This window comes from Candidatus Photobacterium acropomis (assembly GCF_030685555.1).
Taxonomy (GTDB): domain Bacteria; phylum Pseudomonadota; class Gammaproteobacteria; order Enterobacterales; family Vibrionaceae; genus Photobacterium; species Photobacterium lucens.
The window spans coordinates 719,124-745,531 of the sequence record NZ_CP131608.1 but is presented as its reverse complement, the minus strand read 5'-3'; the positions used below and the strand labels follow the sequence as shown (position 1 = coordinate 745,531).

Below are 26,408 nucleotides of genomic sequence, written 5' to 3'. Positions count from 1 at the left end.
GCTGCTGTCTTTCTGTCCACTTGCCACCTTGAACAATGTACAAAACCTCCGTTCTGTAAACCTCAATTCACAAAAACGTAATTTTTCGCATAAATCGTACTTTTACAACCATTAGCTATTTGCAATCAGAACAATGCGTGATAGAAATGTTAAATATGTAAACACAAACAGGCTAAATAACTTAATAAGTAACGATTCATGGTTAAACATAAGCAATCACACACTTAGTAAATGGTTATTAAGCCAACAATATTTATAACAATTAAGATTTAACATTAAATAGCTAACAGGATGTTTTATGGACGTAAATAGTTCAACTAGCCCAAGCCGAGGAAACTGGAGTTCCAAAGTCGGCTTTGTGATGGCAGCAGCAGGATCTGCTGTTGGTCTTGGTAACATTTGGAAGTTCCCTTATACCGCAGGTGAAAATGGTGGTGGTGCATTCGTTGCCATCTACCTACTTTTCGTTATTTTTATTGGTTTTAGCGTGATGCTGACCGAATTTGCTGTTGGTCGTAAAACAGGTTTATCAGCCGTTGGCGCATTTAAAACTACAGATCGTCGTTGGACCTTTGTCGGTATCATCGGGGTATTAAGCGGCTTACTAATCATGGGCTTCTACCCTGTTGTTGGTGGCTGGGCAATTGCTTATATCTACAAAATCTCTACTGGTCTATTAAGCCAACCTGCAGCTATTGGGGATAGCTTTGGTGGCTTTATTGCAGATCCAATGCAGCCACTATTCTGGATGGGACTTTACCTTTTACTGAATATTTTTGTCGTTATCCGTGGTGTCTCAGGTGGTATTGAAAAAGCAGGTAAAATCTTAATGCCACTGCTTTTCATTATCTTGATTATTGTATCTATTAAAGGCTTAACCCTACCGGGTGCAATGGCAGGTCTTGAGTTCCTTTTCAAGCCAGATTTCTCGAAAATCGATAGCTCGGTAGTGCTTGCAGCACTTGGTCAGGCATTCTTCTCACTAAGCCTTGGTATGGGCTGTATGCTAACTTACGGTAGTTACTTACGTAAGAAAGAAAACCTTGTTCAAACCACAGCAATGGTCACAGCAATGGATACCGGTGTTGCGCTACTGGCTGGTATTGCAATGTTCCCGGCGATGTTTGCATTTAGCATGGAACCATCAGCAGGTCCTGGCCTAGTATTCGTGGTTGTTCCTCAACTATTTGCTGAAATGGGTGGCATTGGCTTTATTCTTGCGCTGCTATTCTTCATTGGTTTGAGTGTGGCTGCATTAACATCGTCTGTATCGCTACTTGAAGTGGTTGTCGCTTACTTAATTGATGAGAAAGGCTTTAGCCGTGTAACAGCGGTGATCTCTGCAAGTATTGTAATGGCGCTACTGTGTATCTTGGCATCACTGTCTATCGGTGGTCTTGGTCCTAAGCTGTTTGATACAGGTGCATTTGATGTATTCGACCTATTAACCGATAAGATCTTCCTAGCGGTTGGCGGTATGTTGGTGTGTCTATTTGCAGGCTGGCGTTTAGATCGTAGCGAGCTGAAAAAAGAGATCACTAACGACGGTAAAGTATCATTCCCACTGTTCAACCTATGGTACGCACTGATCAAGTACATCATTCCTGTTGCTATCGCTATTGTTGCAATCTCTGGTGTGAAAGCAGGTTTCGACAGTGATAAGGGCGACATCATGTTACTTGGTTTAGCCATTATTGCGCTGTGTGGTGTGTTCTCTAAGAAACTATGATCTCGCTAACAAGCTAGAAACCAAGCAACCTAGAAAAACAAGGGCTTACTATATGTAAGCCCTTTTTAATTTCTAATAGCAATAATTTATCCAGCCATTATCCATTTAGAGGATAAAGCTGATAAAATCTATTTATCGGATACTTAACACCAAGGATATGAAATGAAAACGACGACTAAACTAGGGCTGCTATTTGTAGCAATAACAAGTGCTCACCCTGTTTGGGCTGCTGATCAAACTATTAAATTGGAAGATGGCCGCCAAGTTGTTCTTCACGATGACTTTACATGGAGCTATTTACAGCAACCTGCCATTGCTTTGTCTGCCAACAGTGCAGCTACAAAACCAGCAACTACAATCGAAGCTATTCCAGTGAAATCTGGTCTTAATAGTCAAAGCGCAATCCCTGTAATTACAGCGGCAAAAACGGCAAAAGTTTCATTAACATCACCGAAAAATATTCAGCAAATTAGTGATAGCGGTGTTGATATTCTACTACAAGCGCCACGTTACGAAGATGGTGAGCTGATCATCCCAACCATGATGACTAACCAAGGTTCAAAATCCGTTATGTCTGTTGCTTTGCGCGTTACGCTAAACGATGCAGATAACCAAAAACTTGAATCAAAAGACGTTGTATTGTGGCGTTCAATTAAGCGTATGCCTGACACTTACTTCCGAGCAAAAACACAAGAGCATGGCAAAGATATTATTTTCTCAGTACCTAAAATGGATAACTACACCATTCAAGCTGAAGTGATTGATATCGAGCTTTGGTAACAACAATATTCGCGCTTAGGGTATCGAAGCTCTAAGCGTTTAATTATAAAACCAAGTATAACCGTATAAAAATAAACATCTTTTCAACATCATACCTTTTTTATAAAACTCACTTATCACATTGATAGTACTGCATAAAAAACATACAATGCAAAAAATAGCATTTTGTTTATCAGTGCCTTAACGACTATATTAGACTCAGAAAAATCGCTTAAAGCCTCCACCTTCATCTGAATTAAATAATTTCGCTAGAACCAATATAAAGATAATAACCATATTATTAGGTGATCTATGTTTAAACGCTTCGAACGTTTCACTGAAGCTTTTCCTCAGCAAGAGCCAACTCAACCACCCGAAGGGATCTTCGCTTTTTGTCGTCATTATACCCGTGGATTTGAAAAGCCATTGCTCTGTATGGCACTACTCAGTGCGACCGTGGCTATCATTGAAGTGGCCTTATTTGGCTTTATGGGAAAGTTAGTCGATTGGCTTGCAGCTAGCGATCCTAAAACCTTTTTAGCAGAAAATAGCACGACATTGCTCTGGCTATCGCTGGTGATCTTGATTGTTATGCCTCTGCTGGTGTTAGTTTCTTCCCTGCTTTCACACCAAACGTTACTGGGTAACTACCCAATGTCGATCCGTTGGCAAGCACACCGCTATTTGCTGAAACAAAGTCTGTCTTTTTACCAAGATGACTTCGCCGGACGTATCGCAACCAAAGTCATGCAAACCTCATTAGCAGTACGTGAAACAGTAATGAAAACCGCTGATGTGTTTGTTTATGTGTCGGTTTATTTCACTTCAATGTTGGTGATCTTAGCCCAAGCAGACTGGTTACTTATGCTACCTATGCTTGGCTGGCTAATTGCCTATATTGGCATTCAGATCCACTACATTCCTCAGTTGAAAAAAGTCGCAGCCGAGCAAGCTGATGCCCGTTCACTCATGACTGGGCGTATTGTGGATAGCTACACCAATATCGCCACGGTGAAATTGTTCTCACACAGTAAGCGTGAAACAGAATATGCCGAAAAAGGTATGCAAGGCTTCTTGGCGACGGTTTATCAACAAATGCGTTTAGTCACAGGCTTTGATGTATGTGTTCAACTGGCGAACTATATCTTATTATTTAGTATTGCTGCTCTGTCGATTTACCTATGGATGCATGATGCTATTCAAATCGGTGCTATCGCCATTGCTATTAGTTTAGCGTTGCGTATCAACGGCATGTCGATGTGGATCATGTGGGAAGTCGGTGCGCTATTTGAAAACATGGGTACTGTGGTTGATGGCATGAAAACCCTATCTAAGCCTGTTGAGATCCAAGATGCACCACAAGCTAAACCGCTAGATGTGAAACAAGGTGGTATTGAGTTTGATAACGTCAGTTTTAACTATGGCGAAAACAAAGACGTGATCAATCAATTAAACCTAAATATTAAACCCGGTGAAAAAGTCGGTTTAGTGGGACGTTCAGGCGCAGGTAAATCAACACTGGTTAACCTATTACTGCGTTTCCATAATCTAGAAAACGGTCATATTCGTATTGATGGACAAGACATTGCTCAAGTGACCCAAGATTCGCTACGCAGCAAGATTGGTATGGTGACACAAGATACGTCCCTGCTTCACCGTTCAATTAAAGATAATATTTTGTACGGTGATCCTGACGCTAGCGAAGCGCAATTATATGCCGCTACCAAACAAGCACATGCTCATGAATTTATTGAGACCCTTACCGATCCGTTTGGTAATGTGGGCTATGATGCGCAAGTAGGTGAACGTGGTGTGAAGCTTTCTGGCGGTCAACGACAACGCATCGCTATTTCACGGGTACTACTGAAAAACGCGCCTATCCTGATCTTAGATGAGGCCACATCTGCGTTAGATTCCGAGGTAGAAGCCGCGATACAAGAAAGCTTAAACGAACTAATGGAAGGTAAAACCGTTATTGCGATTGCTCACCGTTTATCGACCATTGCTGCGATGGATCGTTTAATTGTGCTCGATAAAGGGCAAGTTATTGAACAAGGCACCCACCAAGAGTTAGTCCATAACGGTGGTATTTATGCGCAGCTTTGGGCGCATCAAACCGGTGGTTTTATTGGTGAGAAAAACGAGACCGCTGAAACCATTAATTAAGCAATAAACTTTCCCTTGCAATAACGAAGAAAGCCGCTAACTTTTAGCGGCTTTCTTATGCTTACTCAATGCGTTAGATGATCTCATTCATAACTTAGTGCTGATTTCTTTCAAGACTTTCGCCGGGTTACCACCAATAACGACATTGTTTCCAAAACTCTTTGTCACAACGGCACCAGAAGCAACAACCACATTATCACCGAGCGTTACCCCCGGATTAATAACAGCATGACCGCCAATCCAACAGTTATCACCGATAGTAATAGATTTTGCACATTCTAAACCGCTATTGCGTTCAATAGGATCTAACGGATGTGTTGCTGTATAAATACCAACTTGAGGTGCTAGTAAGCAGTTTTTTCCAAATTTCACTTCCGCAACATCTAAGATCACACAGCCAAAGTTTGCATAAAAATTATCACCAACATGAATGTTAGCGCCATAATCACAATTAAAAGAAGATTCTATATAGATATTGTCACCTGTTGTGCCAAATAAACGCTTAATTATCTCCACACGTTTATCCTGACACGCCACAGACGTTGCATTTAACTCTTCCGTTAGCAATCGCGCATTCAACCTTAACTGCACTAATTCGTCATCAGTTGGATCATATAGCTCACCTACTAACATTTTTTCTTTTTCAGACATTAACTTTGGCTCTAAAAGCAAGTGACTCATAATAGAAATCCCTTAGATGAAACGCGCTCGATATCAATAAAAGAGGCTTAGATGTGTTAAACACCTAAGCCATTCATTCTTTATTTATAAAAACCTCAGTATGACGATTAGACTAAGGTTTTAACGCTTATTTTGTTGTGACTATGGACACGTTACTACATCCCAGAACCACGAATTTGCACTTGGCGTTTCCCAACTCCCCGGACTGTTCTTTGCTTGATAACAAGTATTGTTATAAGTAACGATATCTCCATTTTTAACCTTAGTTGAACCCGGTATAAACTCAACAGCGGTTGTTGGTGGTAGAGGATCTGTTGGCGGCACAGGCTCTGTCGGTGGTTCAGGATCAGTTGGTGGCGTAGGGTTATCTAAACATTCAACGGCAGTCCAAAACCATGACGTATTGCTTGGGATCTCCCAACTGCCAGGATTATTTTTGGCTTGATAACATTGTCCATCGTACGAATAGATATCACCATTGATGACTTTGGTTTTACCAGGGATAAACTCAACGACTTCTGTTGGTGTTTCGGGATCAGTCGGTATCTCGGGTTCTGTAGGCGGATCAACAACAATTGAATCACTAGGAAGTAGCTGCCAATCATCAAGATAAGCTGAAAGGTTATCAGTGCGGATACCTATCGTACCCTCTGTTAATAAGTCATTGTTAACAGAAAGTAGTTCAACGCCATCAAGGGCGAGTGTTAATTTATTACCCACAACAGAAAAGTGAATGTCATACCATTGACCAGCAGCAAGTTTACCTTCTGTATTAAGGTAGTTTTTAACGCCATTGGTTAATTTGGTTTGAGCAAGAGTGGTATATGCCCCTTGGTATTTAACTTTAATCGTGACATTACCGTCATAACGAATAGAGCCAACATACAAGTCATCAGATGTTTGATAACGAGCAAACGCATGTAAACCAGACCATGCAGGTATAGAGCCGGAGTTTTGCCATGTTTTAATGTACGCCCGATATTGATTCGTGTGGTCGGTGTACTTTATTTCGCTACCGTTACTGTCTTTACCAATCGCAACAACACGAAATACTTTATCGTCCGTCCAACCTAGTTTCCAACTATCCACATATTTAGCCTGTAAACATCCAGAAGTAACATCAAAATGATCTACGGCGCTTTTATTATTCGAACATTCTAGCTGCTGACCATCGGTATAGTTTGAGAAGTCTTCACCTAACCACTGTAAATTTTCAGATGCAGGACCACTAATATAAGGCCCTTCACTTTCAGGATATGCATCATAAAATGCAGCAGCCGAGCTACTCACTGTAATTAAACAAAGGCTACCAATGTAGTTAAATATATTTTTAACTCTAAAGTAATTTTTGACCATTTTTGTATCCTTACGTTATGGTTATCTATCCGTTAAGATAATTATTATCAATATCACCTTAGTCACCCCACCAAACAAAATAAATGAACACCAACCATCAATGGCGATAGTAGTGCACTCCATCCCATTACTCGTTGGTTAGATACATCACTAAACTTCAAATATGTGCCGACTACTCGACACATATCCTTATTTGTTAGCTATGGCTTATGATTGGAAGAACCTCAGCACTTTCATTATCGAGCATACTTAATACACTCTCATAACCATATTTTGACTGCCAACCAAGTTCTTGTTGTGCCAACGTTGAATCATAAACACGATCAAGTGATTGAGGCAAACGCCAACCTCGATTCGCGAAACTTTCAGCAAGGTCTGGAGCAAACTCTTGTATAATCTCATCCGCGTTTTGATACAGCCTTTCACAACATGTTTTGTTAAATGGTGTTTGTCCAGAAATAATATAACGTCTAAATCCCGATAAACGTTTTTCTACAGCACAAGCATGAGCACTGGCAACATCTCGAGCATCAATGCCACGAGTTAAACGATAAACAGCCATTAAGTTTACTGGCTCTGGGAAACAGCGAGACATTTGCAGAACAGTGACAGGTAAATTGAATAAATTAGAGATATTTTCAAGTATCTGTTCTGCCTGAATCTTTGATTTATGGTAAATCGTTTTAGGGCTTGGCGTTACTGTTTCATTCACCCAACCCGCGATTCCCTCTGGTGTTGATGCAAAACCATAAAGGGCTGTCGTGCTCGTAAACACAAAATGTTTAATGCCCTTTTTTACACCCAGCAAGGCTAATTGCTCGGTTGCTTTTATATTAATGTCTTCAAATTCATTGTCAGATACCAGTCCTACATGAGGGGCATGCAGAGCCGCAGTATGAATAATAACCTCCACACCCTCTAAAGCTTTATTCAATAAAGCGGTATCACGGATATCCCCAACGTAATCAGCGGTTGAACATGGTGTCCTATCTATTCCAACAACTTCATGGTTTTTCATTAGGTTGATGTAGATTGCACGACCTACTCTACCCGCCGTGCCTGTAATTAAAATTTTCAACTTTACTGCCTATTTGAATACACGAAACTGTTTTAACAGCTAACGCCTGCATTGAAGTTTTTCCCCTGCTGCCAACATGTCATGCAATTAACGGGATTTTATTATAAATCAGAGTATTAAAATTATTGGTTCACACCAAAGATAACGCTCGACTACTTTTTGTAATCACCCTTCATGCTATTTCCAATATTTACTTATATAAGGTGGCTTGGGCTTGTCCAACACTTCGGATAGGTGTCGACTTCGCGACACATATCCTTATTTATTATACGTTTACTCAAAGGCTGCACAGTTAAAACCTTGTAGCATCAACCCTGTTTCGTTGTTTATTTTGCTGTTACTGACTTTGTTCTGTTTAACAAATGAAGAGTATTCTTGGTCGATACGGTTTAATGGCTTTCCAAACAATACACGCGTGTTGCCACCTTGCATTGCAATAACTTTATGCCCCCAAACTGGATCTGCCTCTAGCAACAGATTATCTTTAATTTCTGTTACTTTGTATTCCACAGCTACGTTTCTATTTTTGTTTATTACATAAACACTATCACCAACTTGAACTTGGCTATATTCCTCCCAGCCATGTTGAGAGCTTTCTAAGTCAAAGAATGCACCCGCGCCATATATCTTCGCATGGCGCCGATCCGCAATGTTAGAAACTAAATACTTAGGCATATTTCCCTCCGAAACGTATAACGCTGCATTAAGGTGATGAGATGGTCTCCCTCTACCTCTTCGCATGGTCTTGAGCCATGCTTGATATATTCAATCAATGTGCAGATAAAGACCATGCCTCAGAATAAAATCATCAGTATCGACTTAGCAAAAAGTATTTATTTCTTTTTGAAATCAATCATAAAAGAAAGAATTTTTGTCCTTAATACCAACATGTCATGCAACGAGCGAGAATATTTCGCCCTAGATAACCGACGTTCAATAATAAGGATAATGGCTTTCACGCTTCAGAACTAAAGAGGATTTTATTATAAATCAGAGTGTTAAAATTATTGGGTTACACCAAGGATAACGCTCGACTGCTTTTTGTCATCACCCTTCATGCTATTTCCAATATTTACTTATATAAGGAGGCTTGGGCTTGTCCAACACTTCGGATAGGTGTCGGCTTCGCGACACATATCCTTATTTGTTATACAAATTTTAGAACGGTATCTCTGGGTCATCACTCACGTATGGCTTAAATAACTCTAACCATTCAGATTCACTGCCACCTAATGATGAAAGTAATAGTCCACAAAATGAGATGTAAAACTCACTGACATTTGGCTCAACACGTTTATAGAACTCACAAAGCGAATTACTGCAAAAAATTTCTAGACCTTTAAACTCTTTGATATTGGCTTTTTTGACATCATCTGTAATCTTACTCGAATGCTTCAAAGCATTCGACACCTTACGCAGGTCGTTAATTGCCTGATAATGTTTTACTTGAGAAATACTAACGCTCTTAGACTTGGTAAACGCTTTTAGGTTACTCCAATTGTAGAGTCCATGGGTATCTGCGTCAGGGTAAGCTAATGAAACAAAGTGCTTTAGCGCTATTTCGATATTCCTATATTTATAGATAACTTCAAGCTCTCTCATTACATATATCTTCGATTCAACGTACTCCAACTCCATCTGGTTTTCCATTTGACCAATTATTAAGTCATTGTAATAGTCAACGCTAGTTTCATTGCTATCAACCAAACCAAGTTCATTTTCAATACGGAATAGTTCACCTTTACACTCATCAATCTGAGCAGCAAATTCTGAGTACAGTTCATCACTTAAATAATCGAGAGTTGAAGTCGTGCTATTCACTAACTTCAAGTACCTGTTTCTAAGTTCATCAATGTTCATGGAGTACCTATTTGTATAACGCCAAATTAAAGTGAACAACGCTAACCACCCGACCTAAAGCATTGTGCCATAGACACTAAACTGGCTTGAAGTGAAAGCACCAAGCGTTGTGAATCACTCTTAAATTTATTGTTAGCTCACAATGTACGAAGCTCGAAACTCTTCAACTTTATCGACAAACTCTGTTTTATGAATCATGCGATGACAGTTGGAGCACAGCACCGCGAAATCTTTTACAGGGTCTAATCCCACTTTCCTGCCCTTGATTTCGCTAACCGGTGTAAGGTGGTGAGCCTCAATGAACCCCTTACCAACTTCTCCGTATTTTTTCTCGAAGTCAAACCCGCATGCTTTACAAGTAAAGCCTTGTACTTTTTTTACCTTTTTAGATAAGGCTTGATTTCTTTCGACTCTCTTGTGCTGCCTTAATTTTGTGCCATCTTCGATTGATAGGCCCATTTCATCATCTTCTGCTTGCCCTGAACTCCCAACACTAAGATTTAGAACTAATTGAAGATAGAGCGTGATAAATTCTTCAAGATCGTTTTCAAGCGTTTCATTATCAGGGAAATTGCCTGATTCATAATAGAGTGAATAAATAGCACCATGTTCATATAGATTACCTAAAGAACCTTTTTGAGACGCAGCAAGATCAATAGGTCCTTCAATTAATCCATTTTTTGAATACTTTAATTGTTCACGAAAATCAGAGCCACCAATCTCTAATGCACGAGAAACTGACCGGCCATATTTTTTCTTGAGATCTGTTACACCCTGGTTGAGCGAAAGGTATAGACCTTTTCCATCCTCTCGAAGCAAATAAACTAAATAAAAGCCATTCTGTGGAGATGTAGTAATTGTTATATCCATAACTGCAATCCAAGGAATGTTTGCCCAATTACTTTGACCAGCGCTACCTTTAACACAATATCGATCTTGAGCTCCTAGCAAGGAAACCACTGACGATGGGATTACTTTTCTTAAATGATTGGCAAGCGCATTACCGGTGAATATTTCTTCTTTCTGTTCGATATAATTATCAGACAAATGTACTAAAGACTCTCTTAATTTCACTTACTACTCCGAAATCAATTTTGTGAGCTAACGCCGCATTAAGGTGATGAGATGGTCTCCCTCTACCTCTTCGCATGGTCTTGAGCCATGCTTGATATATTCAATCAATGTGCAGGTAAAGACCATGGCTCAGAATAAAATCATCGGTATCGACTTAGCAAAAAGTATTTTCTTTCTTTTTGAAATCAATCATAAAGGAAAGAATATTAGCCGTAAAAAATTACCTCGAAGTAAGCTTCTAAACTATATCGCACAACAAAATGAATGCACCATCTCGATGGAAGCTTGTTCCTCTGCACATTATTGGGCTAGAGAATTTTCCAAACTTGGGCATCAAGTTATGCTCTTTCCACCACAACATGTAAAAAACCAGCGTCATAAACAAAAGAACGATTACAACGATGCCGAGGCTATCGCTGAAATAACGCTTTATCAAAGACATCATCCCGTACCGCATAAATCTATCGAGCAACAAGATATTCAATCGGTCATTAAAATGCGCAAGCTTCTTATCACTGAAAGAACTCGTCTTATTAATCAAGTTAGAGGACTTTTATCGGAATATGGCATCATTATTCCAAAAGGAAAAACAGCATTTGGTAAAGCCATACCAAGTATCCTTGAAGATGCTGAGAATCAACTTTCATCGATGTTGCGAGAACTCATTTACCATCAACATGAAAGATATAATTATATCAACGAGCAAGTAAGCTGGTTTGATAACAAGCTAAATCACACCATTCAGCATTTTGCTAATGCCAAACTACTTACTTCAATCCCTGGATTTGGCCCTTTAACTAGCCAAGCTGTTGCTGTTTGGATGGGTTCTGGACAACAATTTAAAACAGGAAGAGATGCTTCCGCAGCCATGGGTCTTGTACCCAAGCAGAATTCTACAGGTGGTAAAACCACGCTGCTTGGTATCACTAAGCAAGGCAATACCTATATTCGTTCCTTACTTGTTCATGGCGCAAGAGCGGCTTTAAGACGAGCCAAATTTAAATCAGATAAACTAAGCTTATGGGCTGTAGATATTGAAAAGCGACGAGGCGCAAACCGTGCGGCTGTCGCTTTAGCCAATAAATTAATGCGGATAGCTTGGGCGGTAATCAGTAAAAGCGAGGAATATAAACCAGCATAAACAACAATCACCAACCTTTGCAAAGTACGTAGTTAGATGAATATCAGGATAAAATCCTACACGATGAAAACCTTCTGCTCACACTGGCTTTTAAAGTCGATAAGGTGATTAGGACTTCGTGTTCGACTGCCTCATCTTGGCCAAGGCACAAGCCGATTTAACAGGCCGTATATATGGTAGTTAACCTGCACTTTTGATCAAACTGCTGGCTTGCAAAACAGAGGGAGACCATATATGTGAGCTGCGCTCGGCTATACTTGAGCGAAGCGAAAATGCCGAGCGTTGCGAATCACTCTTAAATGCTTTGTTAGCAATACTATGCCACTTGTCTTAAGTCAGCTGCTTGCAAGTCATTGATTCGTTGCTGAACCGAACGTTGGATAATTGCATTATTCTGTTCATTTGAACAAACAACGAGGAATCTAGACCGGAAAGTATTCTCACCCAGTTCTAGGAGAGCTTTACCCAACACTTCATCTGCAAAGCTACTCGAAATTACGGGCAAATCATTAAAATTCACAATGATTTTACTCTCGGTCATTCCGACAAAATTGACTAACCGCGCCTTTAGCGGAGAGCCAGCAAACCTAGTTCCATATGAACGAGCTTCATCTTTCACTATGAAGTTAATGTGATCATGATCCTCATCTTCATAAGAAGTACTTATAAAATCAACTGGCTCATACTGCTTACCGTTAATTGTCAAAGCACTTGCCATAAGATTTTTAGTCGAAAAATCAACTGTTACCTCAACGATAGTCCCTTTATAAATCGAATCAGTTTTACTGATTGATAGGTTTCCTTTTTCATGACTCAGGATTGCATTATTTGAGAGTGCCTTAAAGGCACCTTTTCCCTGATGGCTTATTTCATAAGATCCAAACAAACCGTTACCTTGACCAACACTTTTATCACGAGTAATACCTTCCCGAACTGCTTTATCAAGTACAGAAACCTCTGACTCACCCTCGAACACTTCGCCCAGAGTGTCTGTAATGCCACGACCACAATCAGCAACAATAAAGTTAACTTTTCCCGCACTACGATCGATTTTATTAACCAACAGAATTCCCCCTATTGGCGATTCTGAGTGTACTAGGACATTGTCAGACACTTCATTTATTGACCATTCTAATGCGGCATAATCAGCACGGCCAATACCTTCAGCACCGGAAAGTATAACTTTAAATATCTCATTCACAATTGCGAAATGCTCATCACTATTAGTGTATTGCTGCGCAGGATAAAAGCTAATGCCTTGGTATTTGGAAATCATTTGATCCTGACCTAAGAGGTATAAAATATTCTTATCTCGCCAGTCCTTCGAAAGCGAAGTCTTCTTAGGTGGAACTATTTCGAAATGATGCCCATCATGTTTTTTCGATACCACTTGACACACCAATCCTAAAAGCTCTCCCATTGGTGCAGACTCGATATTTTTAAAATCTAAATTCCATTCATTATAGCTTTTAGAGTTCAATACTATTGCTTTCTCTAAGACCTGAACATCCGACAGAGTTAGCTTTCCTTTAAATGTGAATTTATTTTTTCTTCTGTTTATCACGAAACTCTCTCTGTATTGCTAACAGTATATTAATAAGCATTCTTACTTTCACGCTCTATTAATACGCTAAATAAACAGCATTTTACTCAATAAAAGCATTATTTTTCATAGCATTAATCGCAAAAATCAACTTTCAATTGATAAATTCCTTTTGATAAAAGTAAGAACTGTTTTTCACCCGTCGGATTAAAAACACATCCACAAGAATAAAACCATTAAATATCAATAAGTTATAAATTTGCATTGAGATAATTAAGAAATTTTTCTTATTAAATACAGAGAATAACTAGATATTTCCCCTAGCTCTATTATAACTGTATATAAACACAGCAATGGAGCGCATTATGACAACATCCCCATTTATGCAGAAAGTAAGAACGGAGTTGCGCACTCATCAATACAGTCTTCGTACCGAAAAAAACTATATGTATTGGATCCGTTTATTTATACGTTTTAACGATTTAAAGCACCCCGAAGATATGGGTAATCACGAAATTGAACGTTTCCTTAATCATCTTGCCGTTAATCGCCAAGTAAGCGTATCAACGCAAAATCAAGCCTTATGTGCCATCATTTTTCTTTATCGCTATGTCGTAAGAAAAGAAATTAGTAATCTCAAATATCATAATGCCAAATTACCTAAACGTTTACCTACAGTCCTTAGCAATAATGAAGTTAAAGCTATTTTTAATAATTTAACAGGTGAATATAAATTAATTTCAGGCATTCTCTACGGTTGCGGATTAAGAATAAATGAAGCACTTTCACTAAGAATTAAAGATATTAATTTTGAATCTAAATCTATTTTTATTTTTAATGGCAAGGGACGAAAAGATAGGTATACACTCCTGCCTAATACCATAATTACCCCTTTAAAAAAGCAAATTGAATACGTAAAAAGAATACACTCTGATGATCTTCATCATGGTTATGGTACCGCTTCAGTCCCAACAGCACTTTATCGAAAATACCAAGGCGCATTAAAACTTTGTGGTTGGCAGTATATATTCCCATCAAAACATCGTTGCACTCATCCTTACGATGGGTATATTTGTCGACATCATTTACATGTATCGGCATTTTCAAAACATTTACATCGTGCAGCAAAATTAAGTCAAATAGATAAACGTGTAACTGCACATACTTTTCGCCACTCTTTTGCTACTCGATTATTAGAAAATGGCACCGATATACGTACAGTACAAGAACTTCTCGGACATACTGATATTCGAACTACTGAAATTTACACTCATGTTGTTGGCAATCGCAGAGCGGGGACTAAAAGCCCTATGGATTGTCTTTTTAACTAAAAAAAGCCCTGACTTTCATCAGAGCTTTGATTTTCTTTTACGGCTTTAACAGTAATGCTAATTACAACAAGCGATTACCGTTTTCATCGATGATGACTTCGCCATCTTCTTTGATTAATGGTCCTTTCGGCCAGTTTTCTAATACGTCTAATACTGCTTCACTTGGTCGACACAGTTTCACGCCTTTAGCAGTACATACGATTGGGCGATTCACCAATACTGGGTGCTCTAGCATGGCTTCTAGAATCACTTCGTCTGATACGCTTTCATCCAATAAACCGAGCTCTTTCGCTGGTGATTTGCTGGTACGCAGTGCTGTGCGTGGGGTTAGGTTTGCCGCTGCAAATAACGCTTGAAGCTGAGGCTTGGTCCACCCTTCTTGAATGTATTCAATCACGACTGGCTCATAGCCTGCATCTTGGATAATTTGCAGCACGTTTCTTGACGTACCACATTCTGGATTATGGTGAATAACAACCATGTTTTACTCTCCGTGTACTTTTGAAATAGTGTTTGATGGCATTTCGTTTTCATCAAACCAATGACGGGTACGGTTAGCAAACCATACTAAAGACAACATTACAGGTACTTCTACCAGTACGCCCACAACCGTGGCAAGGGCTGCACCTGAATGTAAACCAAACAGTGAAATCGCAACGGCTACTGCTAATTCAAAGAAGTTAGAGGTACCAATCATACACGCGGGTGCTGCAATGTTGTGGGCTAACTTCATGCGTTTTGCAGCCCAATAAGCAATAGCAAAAATCGCATAGGTTTGAATTAACAATGGGATCGCAATTAAGACAATTGCTTCAGGGTTTGCCAGAATCGTTTCCGCTTGGAAACCAAACAGTAAAACCACTGTTGATAACAAACCAATGATTGACCAAGGCTTTAGCTTGGCTAGCAGGTTATCTAAACGAGAATGATCATTTGATTTATCAAGCGCTTTACGGGTAATTGCACCTGCAACTAATGGGATCACCACATACAGCACCACTGATAATACTAGGGTATCCCAAGGTACAGTAATGTCTGTCACACCTAGCAAGAATGCAGCAATCGGTGCAAACGCAAAGATCATGATCAAATCGTTAACTGATACTTGTACCAAGGTGTAGTTCGCATCCCCTTTGGTCATTTGGCTCCACACAAATACCATTGCGGTACAAGGTGCAACACCCAATAAGATCATACCTGCGATGTATTGAGAAGCAGTTTCTGGCTCAACCCAAGAGGCGAAAAAAACTTTGAAGAACAGCCAGCCAAGAAACGCCATGCTGAAAGGTTTTACTAACCAGTTAATCACCAGCGTTAGTACTAGGCCTTTCGGTTTTTTACCCACATCTTTGATCGATGAGAAATCGATCTGCATCATCATTGGGAAGATCATTAACCAGATCAATACCGCAATCACGATATTAACGTGTGCATATTCTAGTGAAGCCACCACACTAAACAGTTGTGGGATTGCACTGCCAAGAATAATACCGGCAATAATGGCAGCCCCTACCCAAACTGTTAAGTAACGTTCAAACAGTCCCATTTTTTTACCCTTCTTTTTGGTTTACACGTTGCATTAATTGTTCTGCACTTTCGACACGTTCTGAATAACGATCGACTAAAAAATCACTGTTATCACGGGTGAGCAGCGTGAATTTTACAAGCTCTTCCATGACATCAACGATGCGGTTGTAATAACCTGATGGCTTCATACGATCGTTCTCGTCAAATTCTAAAAACGCTTTTGCGACAGAAGATTGGTTAGGAATGGTCACCATGCGCATCCAACGACCCAATACACGAAGCTGGTTCACGACATTGAACGATTGAGAGCCACCACACACTTGCATTACCGCCAGTGTTTTACCTTGAGTAGGACGAACAGCCCCCATTGATAGTGGGATCCAATCAATTTGCGCTTTCATAATGCCCGTCATCGAGCCATGACGCTCTGGCGAACACCACACTTGCCCTTCAGACCACAGGACTAATTCTCGTAGCTCTTCCACTTTTGGATGCGTTGGATCTTCAGCATCAGGAAGCGGTAAACCTTCAGGATTAAAAATACGTACTTCTGCACCCATTTTAACTAATAAGCGTGCGGACTCTTCTACCACTAAACGACTAAATGAGCGTTGGCGAAGTGATCCATAAAGCAGCAAAATACGTGGCTTATGCGTCGATTTTGGTGCGATTAAATCTTCAGAAACCGTTGGTTTAAACTGGCTTTCATCAAGATTCGGTAATGAGAAGTCTTTGATTTCCATGTAATGACCTATGATCAATATGTCGTTGATATTCAGTAAGTAATCTAGCTTTGACCTTGCGATTAGCAGTTAGAGCAATCGCTATTTAATCGAGATAGACAGTCTTCTAAATATTGATGACTGTTTTGTGACGATGTTGAAATAATGTCATTCATCCATGTCGGCATTGCTGGGTTTAACTTGTAATACACCCACTTCGCACGACGCTCATCCACCAGCAGTTCATTACGACGCAACTCCGCTAAATGACGGGATACTTTCGGTTGGCTGATCTCTAGTGCATTTTGTAAATCACAGACACAAAGCTCCCCTTTTAGGCTAAGAAGCATCAGTACTTTAAGGCGAGTGTCGTCCGCCATGGCTTTGAAGAATGATAGTGTTTCCATAAATCTCACATACGATTTTTCATATATATGATTATACATATATGACGAGATAGATTTTTTGTCAACGAATGAGGTGAAATAAACAGTAAAAAGAGGAATAAATGGTGAGATTTTCACCATGAGTGAGATATTTTGCGAAAAAGCTTTCCTAAGCAAAAGACGATGAAAAACAAGTAAAACGATTCTACACATTGAGACTTATCACAATACATAAAGCCTATGTTGATAATGTCATCGGAAAAGAGTCATTAAGATAACGAAATAAAATTAATTATCACACTGAATATATCGTTAACAATAAATACAAATAGCTTAAAATAAGAAATAAATAACTTAATAGTTATATTAAGCGTATAAGAAAAACATTATCTCGATTATCTAAACTGCATTAAACCAGTCAAATTATTGACCATCATGATTATTTATTAACTCAAAAACAATAAAACTGCTTAACATAGTAATATTTTTGCATAAAAGCTATTTTTGATAACTATATTTCTATTACTAGCTATATTCGCCTTCTGGCATTCCTCTATATGCTCATGCTAATAAAATATTGGAGATTTTATCATGCGTGAAAATATAGCTACTTACCTATTATTATCTTTTTTTTCACTACCTTGCTTTGCACACAGCATTAAATTAGGTCAACAGCAAACCGAAGTCTTACCTAAAGATGCTCAATATTCTAATAACGTGATGATTGGTGATAATACCTCGATCACTAATAGTAATAATTCGGTATCTATTGGTTATGCAGCATCTGCGAAAGGACAATCCAGTGTTGCTGAAGGCTATTCATCTGACGCTGATGGTAATGCTGCTGTCGCTATGGGTATTGCGGCAAAAAGTAAGGGCGATCAGTCCGCAGCGTTTGGTTCAAATGCTCAGACTTATGGTAACAGTTCATCTTCTTTTGGCTCGGGTGCTGTAGCGAAAGGTATCCAAACGGAGGCTTTTGGATCTACAGCACAAGCCAAAGGTAATACTGCTATTGCTTTTGGCTCCAGTGCTAAAGCGACAGGTTATTCAACAACAGCGATGGGTACTACAAGTGAAGCAAAAGGTGCATATACAATGGCTTTAGGCACAGGTAGTAAAGCAGATGGTAACTATTCAATCGCTATCGGTACAAAAGCGACAGCATCAGGAACATCAGGCTCAATTGCAATAGGTAACCAATCTGTATCAACAGACGGACAAATTTCATTCGGTAATAGTAAAACACAACGCCGTTTAGAGCATGTTCATGCGGGTATTGCTGAAACTGATGCAGTCAATGTTAGCCAGCTTCATCAAGGGATCACACAGGCAAATAACTATACTAACGCCACAACAACAGCAACATTGAATAAAGCCAATAGTTATACTAATCAACGAGCGGCAATAGTTATTAACCAAGCTAACCACTACGCAGATCGTGATGCAAATAAAGCACTTAGCACATCAGAACACTATACCGATACACGCTCAGCTTCAACATTACGAGCCGCCAATAATTACACAGACCAACGTGTGAACGCGCTTCACCAAGATATAGATAAAGTTCACAATGAGGCCAACGCTGGCATTGCAAGTGCCATGGCAATGAGTGCTATCCCTATGCGTCAGGGCTACCATTACACCATAGGTTTAGGAACCGCTAACTATGATAATCAATGTGCTGTAGCTATTGGGGGTAAATTTGATGTTGGCAAACGTTGCATTGTCACTATCGCAGCTTCAGATGATTCTGAAAATAACACAGGAATAACTGCAGGTGTGGGTTTCGGTTTTTAACGCTAAAGCATTATTAATACAATCAGTAACCACGTACAAAACTATCAATTGTTATGTACGTGGTTACTACGGTGAGTTTGTTTTACTCAAAGACAAATAAACAAAGTAGAGAAGAAAGCAATTAAAGCTATTCATCACATTGGTTAGTCTCGTAATTGAAGCTATTGCCCGCATCTAAACACGCATCAACGGCAAAGAAATCTTTAAGTACGATACCGCCATAAAACAATGCTGATACCACTGTTATTCGAATCACAACATCAACCCAGTTGTAACCCGTCCACATTCTTTTCCCGTTCATGAACTATCCCTGCTCTCTAAGATTTTTTGGTTCGTGTTCGCTTTGCTTTTTCATGCAGCCAATGTTCGCCATCAATTTGAGTATTGTTGTGCTCTTCTGGTTTTAACTTTCTTGGCTTTTTGACTGGTTTAGGTTTCGTTGTTTTTTTTGCTGCTACTGGTAGTTCTGGCTCTATCTCTGATTCAATTTCATCATCATCTTCGTCATCAACATCACGTATCGCTTGAACACTTGACACAATACGACGCTTCAAAATAGTAAAATGGCTTTCTCGACGCAACGGTTTGCGTTTTCGAATAAACAAATTGAAGATCAAAAATAAGGCGACAAAAGGAACAAACCACAACAGATCATTTAACATCTCTTTGCTCCTTTGTGATAGATATTCGTAATTATTTCATTAACATAGCAAAAATATATCGGACTATTCTACCGTCTATCTCGGTGAAATGGTAATGCAGATCCATCTGAATCACGCATTCATGCCAAATTCAGTCAATAGAGCACATGATGATAGACAGCATTAAGTAAACAATTGCTTTTATTGCATCCAGCGATAAGACTCTCCATAATTTATGGCGATGGAATTTGCTGGATATATATATGAAGCTAAACTCAGCCCTTTTACTGTTAACCACAACAATGATTTTAACTGGCTGTGTGACTGAAAGTGTCAGAGTCGTGCCGAAAAAAGTCAGTGTTGATGCTGGAATTGATTTTAATCCTTGCGGTAGTGATGTTGAAGGCTATCAGTTTTCACCTAATGGCATGATCACTATTTCCTGTACTAATGGCACTGTGTATTCTGTGCGTAACAAAGCCGAATTGAATAAACTGAAAGAGAATGTGATTCAATGCCAAAATAAAGGCTTTGACGATTACACTGAATGTTTAGCAGAAATGAAAAATAAGAAAAAGTAACCCTTAATTTATAAAATACGGTATTTTTTAAACAAAAATAAATCGCTGTATTTTATATTTCTCAATTATTTTTATAATTTAACCTAATGTTAACCTGAATTAAATCGTCAAAAAACTGACGCTTTATTACTTTTTTTAACTATATACTCACGCTTATTTGCATAAATAAGCAACTTCCCTGCTGATTATGCATTTTTGATATCTTTAATACCATTCCTATCTATATAAGTTTTAATCTTGATTCCTATATGCTGCCGCCAACGACAATATTAGAGGGCGTATTATGCTATCAAATAAAACAGCCTACTTATTAGTTTCTCTTTTCTCATTACCTACTTTTGCTCAAAGCATCAAAATAGGTAATCAGCAAACAGAAACCTTACCTAAAGGCGCTCAGTACTCAAATAACATTATTATTGGTGACAATGCATCTGTCACCAATAGTAATGACTCTGTATCCGTTGGCTACAACTCATCAGCAAAAGGACAATCAAGTGTTGCCGCAGGTTATGATTCTCACGCTAACGGCAATGCAGCTATCGCAGTAGGTATTGCAGCAAAAAGCAACGGTGAGCAATCTGCCGCTTTTGGCTCTAATGCTAAAACTGATGGTAATAGCTCCTCTTCTTTTGGCTCTGGTGCTGTTGCAAAAGGTGTTCAAACTGAAGCATTTGGTTCTACTGCACAAGCTACTGGTGATGCTGCGATTGCTTTTGGCTCTGGTTCAAAAGCTAATGGTTTTTCAAGCGTTGCACTAGGAACGAATACCGAAGCGAAAGGTGAATATGCCATGGCGGTCGGTTCTCACACAGTGGCAGACAAAAAAGACATTGCTATTGGTAACTATGCTAAAGCCACTGGTAATGGCTCAATGGCAATTGGTAACCAATCAGTCTCTACTGATGGTCAGGTATCTTTTGGTAGCGATAAAATTCAACGTCGTTTAGAGCATGTTCATGCTGGTATTGCTGATACAGATGCTGTTAACGTCAGTCAGCTTCACCAAGGTGTTGCACAAGCTAATCACTATGCCGATCAAGATGCCAAGAAAGCTGTCACTCAAGCCAATCAGTACACTGATAGCAAGGCTGTAACAACATTAAACCAAGCGAATAGCTACACCAATCAAAGAACAGGTGCTGCTGTTCAGCAAGCTGAGCACTATAGCGATCAAAGTGCCGCATCAACATTAAAAGCTGCAAACAACTATACCGATCAACGTTTTAATGCATTAAGCAAAGATATTGATCGTGTTCATGACCAAGCTAACGCTGGTATTGCTAGTGCAATGGCAATGAGTGCAATTCCAATGCGCCAAGGCTATCACTATACCTTTGGTTTAGGTACGGCTAGTTACGATCACCAAAATGCGATTGCCATTGGTGGTAAGTTTGATGTGGGCAAACGTGGCATTGTCACTGTGGCTGCTTCAGATGATTCTGAACATGATACTGGCGTTTCTGCTGGTGTTGGTTTTGGCTTCTAACTAAACCAAATTGAGTGGCTCAAACCACGTTCTAAGCGTATTTGTTTACAACATTACTCAAAAGTACGTGGTTGCCACCACCAATGATAAAACCGTTTCATCCCTCTTTTAATGTCTGCCAAGATCAAATATAGCGAAGGGACAAGTAACAGTGTAACAACGGTAGCAAACAAAATACCGAACGCTAATGAGGTCGCCATTGGGATCACAATTTGCGCTTGTAAGCTATCTTCTAGCAAAATTGGCGCAAGTCCGAAGAAAGTCGTCAGCGAGGTTAACACTATCGCTCTAAATCGCGAACATCCAGCATCGACCACGGCTTGATCTAACGCTACACCTTGCTTTAATGCCCGATTAATAAAGGTAACTAGCACCAGTGAATCATTCACCACCACCCCTGCCAACGCCAATATGCCAAACACACTGAGCAGATTTAAGGTAAGTCCGGCTAAGTAATGCCCTGCAATGGCACCAATAATACCAAATGGGATCACCGACATGATGATCAAAGGCTGACTGTATGAACGTAACGGGATCGCCATTAATGCGAAGATAGTGAACAGTGCCAATATCGAATCTCGGATCAAACTACCTTTAGTATTCTTTTCATCCTTAGCTCGCCCATCTAAAGCGAATTTCACATTTGGAAATGCCTGTCTTAACTTATCTAACTTATTATCTAGTATGTCGTTATAAATATCTGACGGTGAGGTTTGTGATTTATCAACGTTAGCAGAAACAATCACCGAGCGTTGGTTATCTACCCGATTAATACTGGTATATGACGATTCAATATTCGCTTTCGCAACTTCAGTAAAAGGGGCAAAACGCCCATTGGGTAATGCCACTTTCATGTTTTCTAAATAGCCTATCGTGCTGCGCTCTTGTTGGGGATAACGCACCATGACCTTTACTTCTTCATTATTTCGCAGCACACGCTGCACTTCATAACCATAAAACCCATGACGCACTTGGCTTGCTAATGAGGCTAACGACAATCCTAATGCTTCCCCTGCTTTAGTAAGTTGCAGTTTCACTTCTGGTGTGGGTGACGAAAGATCATCTTTGATATTCAGTGTGCCATCATATTGAAAGAGCAATTGCTGCATCGCTTTTGAAGCTTGCGCCAACTGAGCTAAATCCTCTCCTTTTAAACTAAACTGCAAATCACTTTGTTTTCGCCCAATAGAGGCTTCAAAGGTGATGTTTTTCACGCCCACTAATGGCGGCATTTGAGCTTGCCACTGCTTTAAGATCTCAAAGCTAGTAATAGGCAATGTTTCGGTTTTATGCAGTTCAGCAAGAATGAATAAGTCTTGGCGGTTCTCCATATTGATATAAGAGTGCTTAACCACATGCACGCCAAGCCCTTGATAAATTTGGGCATCGGTTTGATACAACGCCTCTTCTATTTGAGCGGCAACTTTGGCGTTATTTTCATCCGATGAAGAGGCATTCATATCAACATTGACCTGAATATAATCAGAAGGAAGATTGGGGAAAAACACCCAACGCAATTGTCCGCTTATTACTAAGGCTATCGCTAATAATAAAATGCCACTAAAAGTCGCTAACACACTGTAACGATGCACAATACATATTGAGATAAAACGACGATAGCCCTGATTAATAAACCGATCGACCGCCAAATTAAAACGCTGTTTAAGGCGAGATAATGCATTGGTTCGCGACTTAGCTTGTGCTAATCGGGCACGTGCTAAATGCGCAGGTAAGATTAATTTTGATTCAATTAATGAAAAGGTTAAACACAGTAAAACAACCCATGCAATTGCTTTAAAAAACTCAGTACGAGGCGCATCCGAAATCAACATCGGAATAAACGCTGCCATGGTTGTTAGCACCCCAAATGTGGCAGGAATGGCAACTTTCTTCGCCCCTGCGATAACGTTATCAATACTGTGCCCTTTGTGTTCAACTTCACTATAAACACTTTCGCCCACTACTATGGCATCATCCACCACTATCCCGAGCACCAAAATAAAGCCAAATAGCGAGATCAAATTAATGGAGACAGCCACCAGCGGGGTTGGCATGAAAAGCAAGGTTCCAAGAAAACAAAAGGGAATGCCAAGGATCACCCAAAAAGCGACACGGATATCGAGAAATATCGCCAAAATAATAAAGACCAATATGCCACCATAAAACATATTGGAGAGCATCATGTTCAAACGCCCTTCCAAATAATGGGACATATCAGCCCATGAATCTAAATAAACCCCTGTTGGTAATTTTGCTTGTGCTTGTTCAACATATTTACCAACTTGCTTGGCAATTTTTGTGGCATCTTCATCGGTGAGATTACGCACTCGGATCACAGCGGCACGTTCACGATTAAAGCGATTTAAAATACGATTTTCGATAAAGCCATCAGAAACAGTCGCAACGTCAGCCAGATAAAGCCGACTACCATCTGGGCGGGTTTGCAGCACTATCGACGAAAATGCATCACCGCTATCAAGCTGACCATTGGTGCGCACCAGTAAATCACCGTCTTTGGCTTTGATCATACCGCCTGGTAAATCAATCGAACGCTGCTGGACAACTTGCGCTACCTGCTCAAAGGTTAAGCCATATTTACGCAGCGCATTTTCTGACACATTAATGGCGATTTCATAATCCTTAACGCCAGATACAACAACATCAGATGCCTCGGTTTGTTGTAAAATATCGTCACGAATTTGCTTGGCATATTCCTTTAATTGACCTTCATTCAAATTGCCATAAAGAGAAATGAAAACAACGTTACTGGTAAATTCTGCCCGTTTGACTAACGGTGTTTCCATATTAACGGGAAAAGTAGAGATTGCTTCAACTTGCTGTTTTACATCATCTAATACTTGTTCAAGTTCCGCACCAGATTCAAGCTCTAAGGTCAGAGAAGCAGATCCTTGTGACGCCACAGATTTAATCCGTTTAATGTTTTTAACATTATCTAACGCCTGCTCTATTTTAACGTTAATACTTTGCTCTATATCTTCAGGTGAAGCTCCGGGATAACTCGCTGAGATCATGATCCGATTTAAGGCAAAAGCTGGAAAGATCTCCTTATTGATCAAGTTAATAGAAAACAAACCACCAAGCATCACTACCAGCATCAACAAATTTGCAGCAACATGATTATGGGCAAACCAAGCAATCAATCCCTTGTGCTTCATGGCGATTCTCCTGCATTCACCACTTTAGGCTCTACTGCCATTAACGGTGTGATTTCTGGCGAATAGCTTTGACTCATGACAGTTTTTACTTCGGTGCCATCAATTAAACGGTCAGATCTGATCAGTGAAACAAGCTCGCCATCTTCTAACCCACCGATGACATATGCATTTTCATTATCAGCACGCACAACCTTCACCTGACGGGTTTGGGTTTTATTCTGGCTATCAACCACGATGACTTGCTCGGAGCGAACAACGTGACGAGGTAACTTGATCACATCTTTGACGTTCTTGCCTTGAATGGTGGTGGTAACAAAGGTACCAAACTGCAAAACAGGTAAATAGAGAGACGGTGATGAGGTAGATTGTGTCGAGGGCTTAATCAATGGGGATTTTAAATTGTACGGATCATCAACTTCCGCAATAAGGTAAATCATCCGATTGTCTTTATCGATGATCCCTTCACTGCGTACTAGTTTCGCAGCCCAATGGTTGGCTTTTATCTCACCATATTGCGCTTCAAGGTTGAGCTTTCGATTATCTAACCGATTAAGATCCAAATAAGACAAGGAATTTGGGGTAACAGGTAAGCGAATTTCTGCAGTTTCTGTGCCATATAGCTCACCAATTAATTTACCTTTGGTTAAATAACTCCCCATATTGATGTTCTTCATTTTAACTAACGCATCAAATGGTGCTCGAATTTCAGTTTTAGCTAAATTACGTTTAGCACGCTCAACAGCCGCTTGTGCAAACTTAACATTAGCTTCTTCTTGTTTTCGTTGCGGCTCCCGTAAACCTAATGCGGTTTGTTTATTGGGCGACACATCACGCAAGGTCTTTTTTGCCACTTTCCCTCGGGCAATTTCTTCTTTCAGTTTGGCCTGAGCTTGTGCCAGAGACGCTTCTGCTTGAGCAAGATCCGCATGGTAATCGCTATCATCTAATCGGGCTAATAGCTCACCTTTACTAACAAACCTACCGACTGCGAAATCGGGTGAAATATAATTAACGGAGCCGATAACTTCTGAAACCACTTCCGCTTTGTATTTGGGCTCTACTACACCATAAGAATTGACGGAAAGTTGAACATCTTGCTTTTCTATTTTGATCACTTCGAGAACAGGCGTTCTCACTTGTACTTTTTGTTGTTCAGGACGTTTCTTGTTATTGAGCAGTAAAACAGACATCGCAATAAAGATCGCAATGATCACTAAGGGCAATATTCGCCTTACTATTACATGCATGCATTCCATCCCTAATCAGCGCATTAGAATTATCAGCCTTGCTATTTTAGTGTAGAGCAGGAAGTGCTGCTGACGTTAAAAAGGCTTCTTCACGTTATACGCAATAACAAGACAATTCGTTCAC

The 26,408-nt window shown here is 39.8% G+C and carries 23 protein-coding genes; 8 read left to right on the top strand and 15 right to left on the bottom strand.

All coding sequences use genetic code 11. The features are described from left to right. Positions 1-298: 298 nt before the first annotated feature. From Q7657_RS03355 to Q7657_RS03345, 3 genes are all read left to right on the top strand, one after another. A complete protein-coding gene (locus Q7657_RS03355; RefSeq protein WP_107165596.1) occupies positions 299-1,729 on the top strand; it encodes a sodium-dependent transporter in 1,431 nt (476 codons plus the stop codon). Between the two features lie 162 nt (positions 1,730-1,891). After that, positions 1,892-2,509 (top strand): DUF3157 family protein, encoded by a 618-nt coding sequence (locus tag Q7657_RS03350; RefSeq protein ID WP_107165595.1) that lies wholly within the window; start codon positions 1,892-1,894, stop codon positions 2,507-2,509. A 291-nt stretch (positions 2,510-2,800) separates the two neighbouring features. Then, the gene (locus Q7657_RS03345) at positions 2,801-4,654 is read left to right on the top strand and encodes an ABC transporter ATP-binding protein (RefSeq protein WP_107165594.1); all 1,854 of its coding nucleotides are present in this window, start codon (positions 2,801-2,803) and stop codon (positions 4,652-4,654) included. A gap of 87 nt (positions 4,655-4,741) precedes the next feature. On the opposite strand, the gene Q7657_RS03340 is transcribed toward Q7657_RS03345, so the two are convergent. From Q7657_RS03340 to Q7657_RS03315, 6 genes are all read right to left on the bottom strand, one after another. Continuing rightward, entirely contained in the window at positions 4,742-5,305 is a 564-nt protein-coding gene (locus Q7657_RS03340; protein ID WP_107165912.1) for a sugar O-acetyltransferase, read from the bottom strand. A 171-nt stretch (positions 5,306-5,476) separates the two neighbouring features. Further along, positions 5,477-6,691 carry a LamG domain-containing protein gene (locus tag Q7657_RS03335; protein ID WP_107165593.1) on the bottom strand — a complete coding sequence of 405 codons (1,215 nt, stop codon included), beginning with the start codon at positions 6,689-6,691 and terminating at the stop codon, positions 5,477-5,479. Positions 6,692-6,887: 196 nt separating this feature from the next. Continuing rightward, the gene (locus Q7657_RS03330) at positions 6,888-7,769 is read right to left on the bottom strand and encodes an NAD-dependent epimerase/dehydratase family protein (protein ID WP_107165592.1); all 882 of its coding nucleotides are present in this window, start codon (positions 7,767-7,769) and stop codon (positions 6,888-6,890) included. Between the two features lie 273 nt (positions 7,770-8,042). Further along, complete coding sequence (locus Q7657_RS03325; RefSeq protein ID WP_009696424.1) at positions 8,043-8,444, bottom strand: hypothetical protein; 402 nt, start codon at positions 8,442-8,444, stop codon at positions 8,043-8,045. A gap of 483 nt (positions 8,445-8,927) precedes the next feature. Continuing rightward, entirely contained in the window at positions 8,928-9,590 is a 663-nt protein-coding gene (locus tag Q7657_RS03320; RefSeq protein ID WP_146146400.1) for a hypothetical protein, read from the bottom strand. 171 nt (positions 9,591-9,761) lie between these two features. Beyond that, on the bottom strand, positions 9,762-10,703 hold the full coding sequence (locus tag Q7657_RS03315; RefSeq protein ID WP_107165590.1) for an MrcB family domain-containing protein: 942 nt from the start codon (positions 10,701-10,703) through the stop codon (positions 9,762-9,764). A gap of 124 nt (positions 10,704-10,827) precedes the next feature. Here Q7657_RS03315 and Q7657_RS03310 point away from each other — a divergent pair, with 124 nt between their 5' ends. Then, positions 10,828-11,844, top strand: a complete 1,017-nt coding sequence (locus Q7657_RS03310; RefSeq protein WP_107167511.1) for an IS110 family RNA-guided transposase — start codon at positions 10,828-10,830, stop codon at positions 11,842-11,844. Positions 11,845-12,160: 316 nt separating this feature from the next. Here the strand turns inward: Q7657_RS03310 and Q7657_RS03305 are convergent, their stop codons facing one another. Further along, positions 12,161-13,408 (bottom strand): STAS-like domain-containing protein, encoded by a 1,248-nt coding sequence (locus Q7657_RS03305; RefSeq protein ID WP_107165933.1) that lies wholly within the window; start codon positions 13,406-13,408, stop codon positions 12,161-12,163. 344 nt (positions 13,409-13,752) lie between these two features. Here Q7657_RS03305 and Q7657_RS03300 point away from each other — a divergent pair, with 344 nt between their 5' ends. Continuing rightward, the gene (locus Q7657_RS03300) at positions 13,753-14,718 is read left to right on the top strand and encodes an integron integrase (protein WP_107165934.1); all 966 of its coding nucleotides are present in this window, start codon (positions 13,753-13,755) and stop codon (positions 14,716-14,718) included. A 61-nt stretch (positions 14,719-14,779) separates the two neighbouring features. Here Q7657_RS03300 and arsC read toward each other — a convergent pair whose 3' ends face one another. The 4 genes from arsC to Q7657_RS03280 all read right to left on the bottom strand — a co-directional run bounded on the left by arsC (position 14,780) and on the right by Q7657_RS03280 (position 17,347). Then, positions 14,780-15,199 (bottom strand): arsenate reductase (glutaredoxin), encoded by a 420-nt coding sequence (gene arsC / locus Q7657_RS03295; RefSeq protein WP_053988859.1) that lies wholly within the window; start codon positions 15,197-15,199, stop codon positions 14,780-14,782. A gap of 3 nt (positions 15,200-15,202) precedes the next feature. Continuing rightward, complete coding sequence (gene arsB / locus Q7657_RS03290) at positions 15,203-16,264, bottom strand: ACR3 family arsenite efflux transporter (RefSeq protein ID WP_107165935.1); 1,062 nt, start codon at positions 16,262-16,264, stop codon at positions 15,203-15,205. Positions 16,265-16,268: 4 nt separating this feature from the next. Next, positions 16,269-16,988: an arsenical resistance protein ArsH gene (gene arsH / locus Q7657_RS03285; protein WP_107165936.1), complete on the bottom strand. Its 720-nt coding sequence runs from the start codon at positions 16,986-16,988 to the stop codon at positions 16,269-16,271. A 62-nt stretch (positions 16,989-17,050) separates the two neighbouring features. After that, complete coding sequence (locus tag Q7657_RS03280) at positions 17,051-17,347, bottom strand: metalloregulator ArsR/SmtB family transcription factor (protein WP_407082013.1); 297 nt, start codon at positions 17,345-17,347, stop codon at positions 17,051-17,053. A 597-nt stretch (positions 17,348-17,944) separates the two neighbouring features. On the opposite strand from Q7657_RS03280, the gene Q7657_RS03275 reads away from it, so the two are divergent. After that, a complete protein-coding gene (locus tag Q7657_RS03275; protein ID WP_107165938.1) occupies positions 17,945-19,153 on the top strand; it encodes a YadA-like family protein in 1,209 nt (402 codons plus the stop codon). A gap of 127 nt (positions 19,154-19,280) precedes the next feature. On the opposite strand, the gene Q7657_RS03270 is transcribed toward Q7657_RS03275, so the two are convergent. After that, positions 19,281-19,454, bottom strand: coding sequence for a hypothetical protein (locus Q7657_RS03270; protein ID WP_181319844.1), 174 nt, complete (start codon positions 19,452-19,454; stop codon positions 19,281-19,283). Between the two features lie 16 nt (positions 19,455-19,470). Further along, positions 19,471-19,815: a hypothetical protein gene (locus Q7657_RS03265; protein ID WP_107165939.1), complete on the bottom strand. Its 345-nt coding sequence runs from the start codon at positions 19,813-19,815 to the stop codon at positions 19,471-19,473. A gap of 242 nt (positions 19,816-20,057) precedes the next feature. Here Q7657_RS03265 and Q7657_RS03260 point away from each other — a divergent pair, with 242 nt between their 5' ends. Beyond that, positions 20,058-20,375 carry a hypothetical protein gene (locus Q7657_RS03260; RefSeq protein ID WP_258178243.1) on the top strand — a complete coding sequence of 106 codons (318 nt, stop codon included), beginning with the start codon at positions 20,058-20,060 and terminating at the stop codon, positions 20,373-20,375. A 283-nt stretch (positions 20,376-20,658) separates the two neighbouring features. Then, on the top strand, positions 20,659-21,861 hold the full coding sequence (locus tag Q7657_RS03255; protein ID WP_107165940.1) for a YadA-like family protein: 1,203 nt from the start codon (positions 20,659-20,661) through the stop codon (positions 21,859-21,861). Between the two features lie 53 nt (positions 21,862-21,914). Here the strand turns inward: Q7657_RS03255 and Q7657_RS03250 are convergent, their stop codons facing one another. Beyond that, positions 21,915-25,037: an efflux RND transporter permease subunit gene (locus Q7657_RS03250; protein WP_107165941.1), complete on the bottom strand. Its 3,123-nt coding sequence runs from the start codon at positions 25,035-25,037 to the stop codon at positions 21,915-21,917. Further along, entirely contained in the window at positions 25,034-26,284 is a 1,251-nt protein-coding gene (locus tag Q7657_RS03245; RefSeq protein ID WP_107165942.1) for an efflux RND transporter periplasmic adaptor subunit, read from the bottom strand. The genes Q7657_RS03250 and Q7657_RS03245 overlap by 4 nt, the downstream gene beginning before the upstream one ends. Between the last annotated feature and the right edge of the window lie 124 nt (positions 26,285-26,408).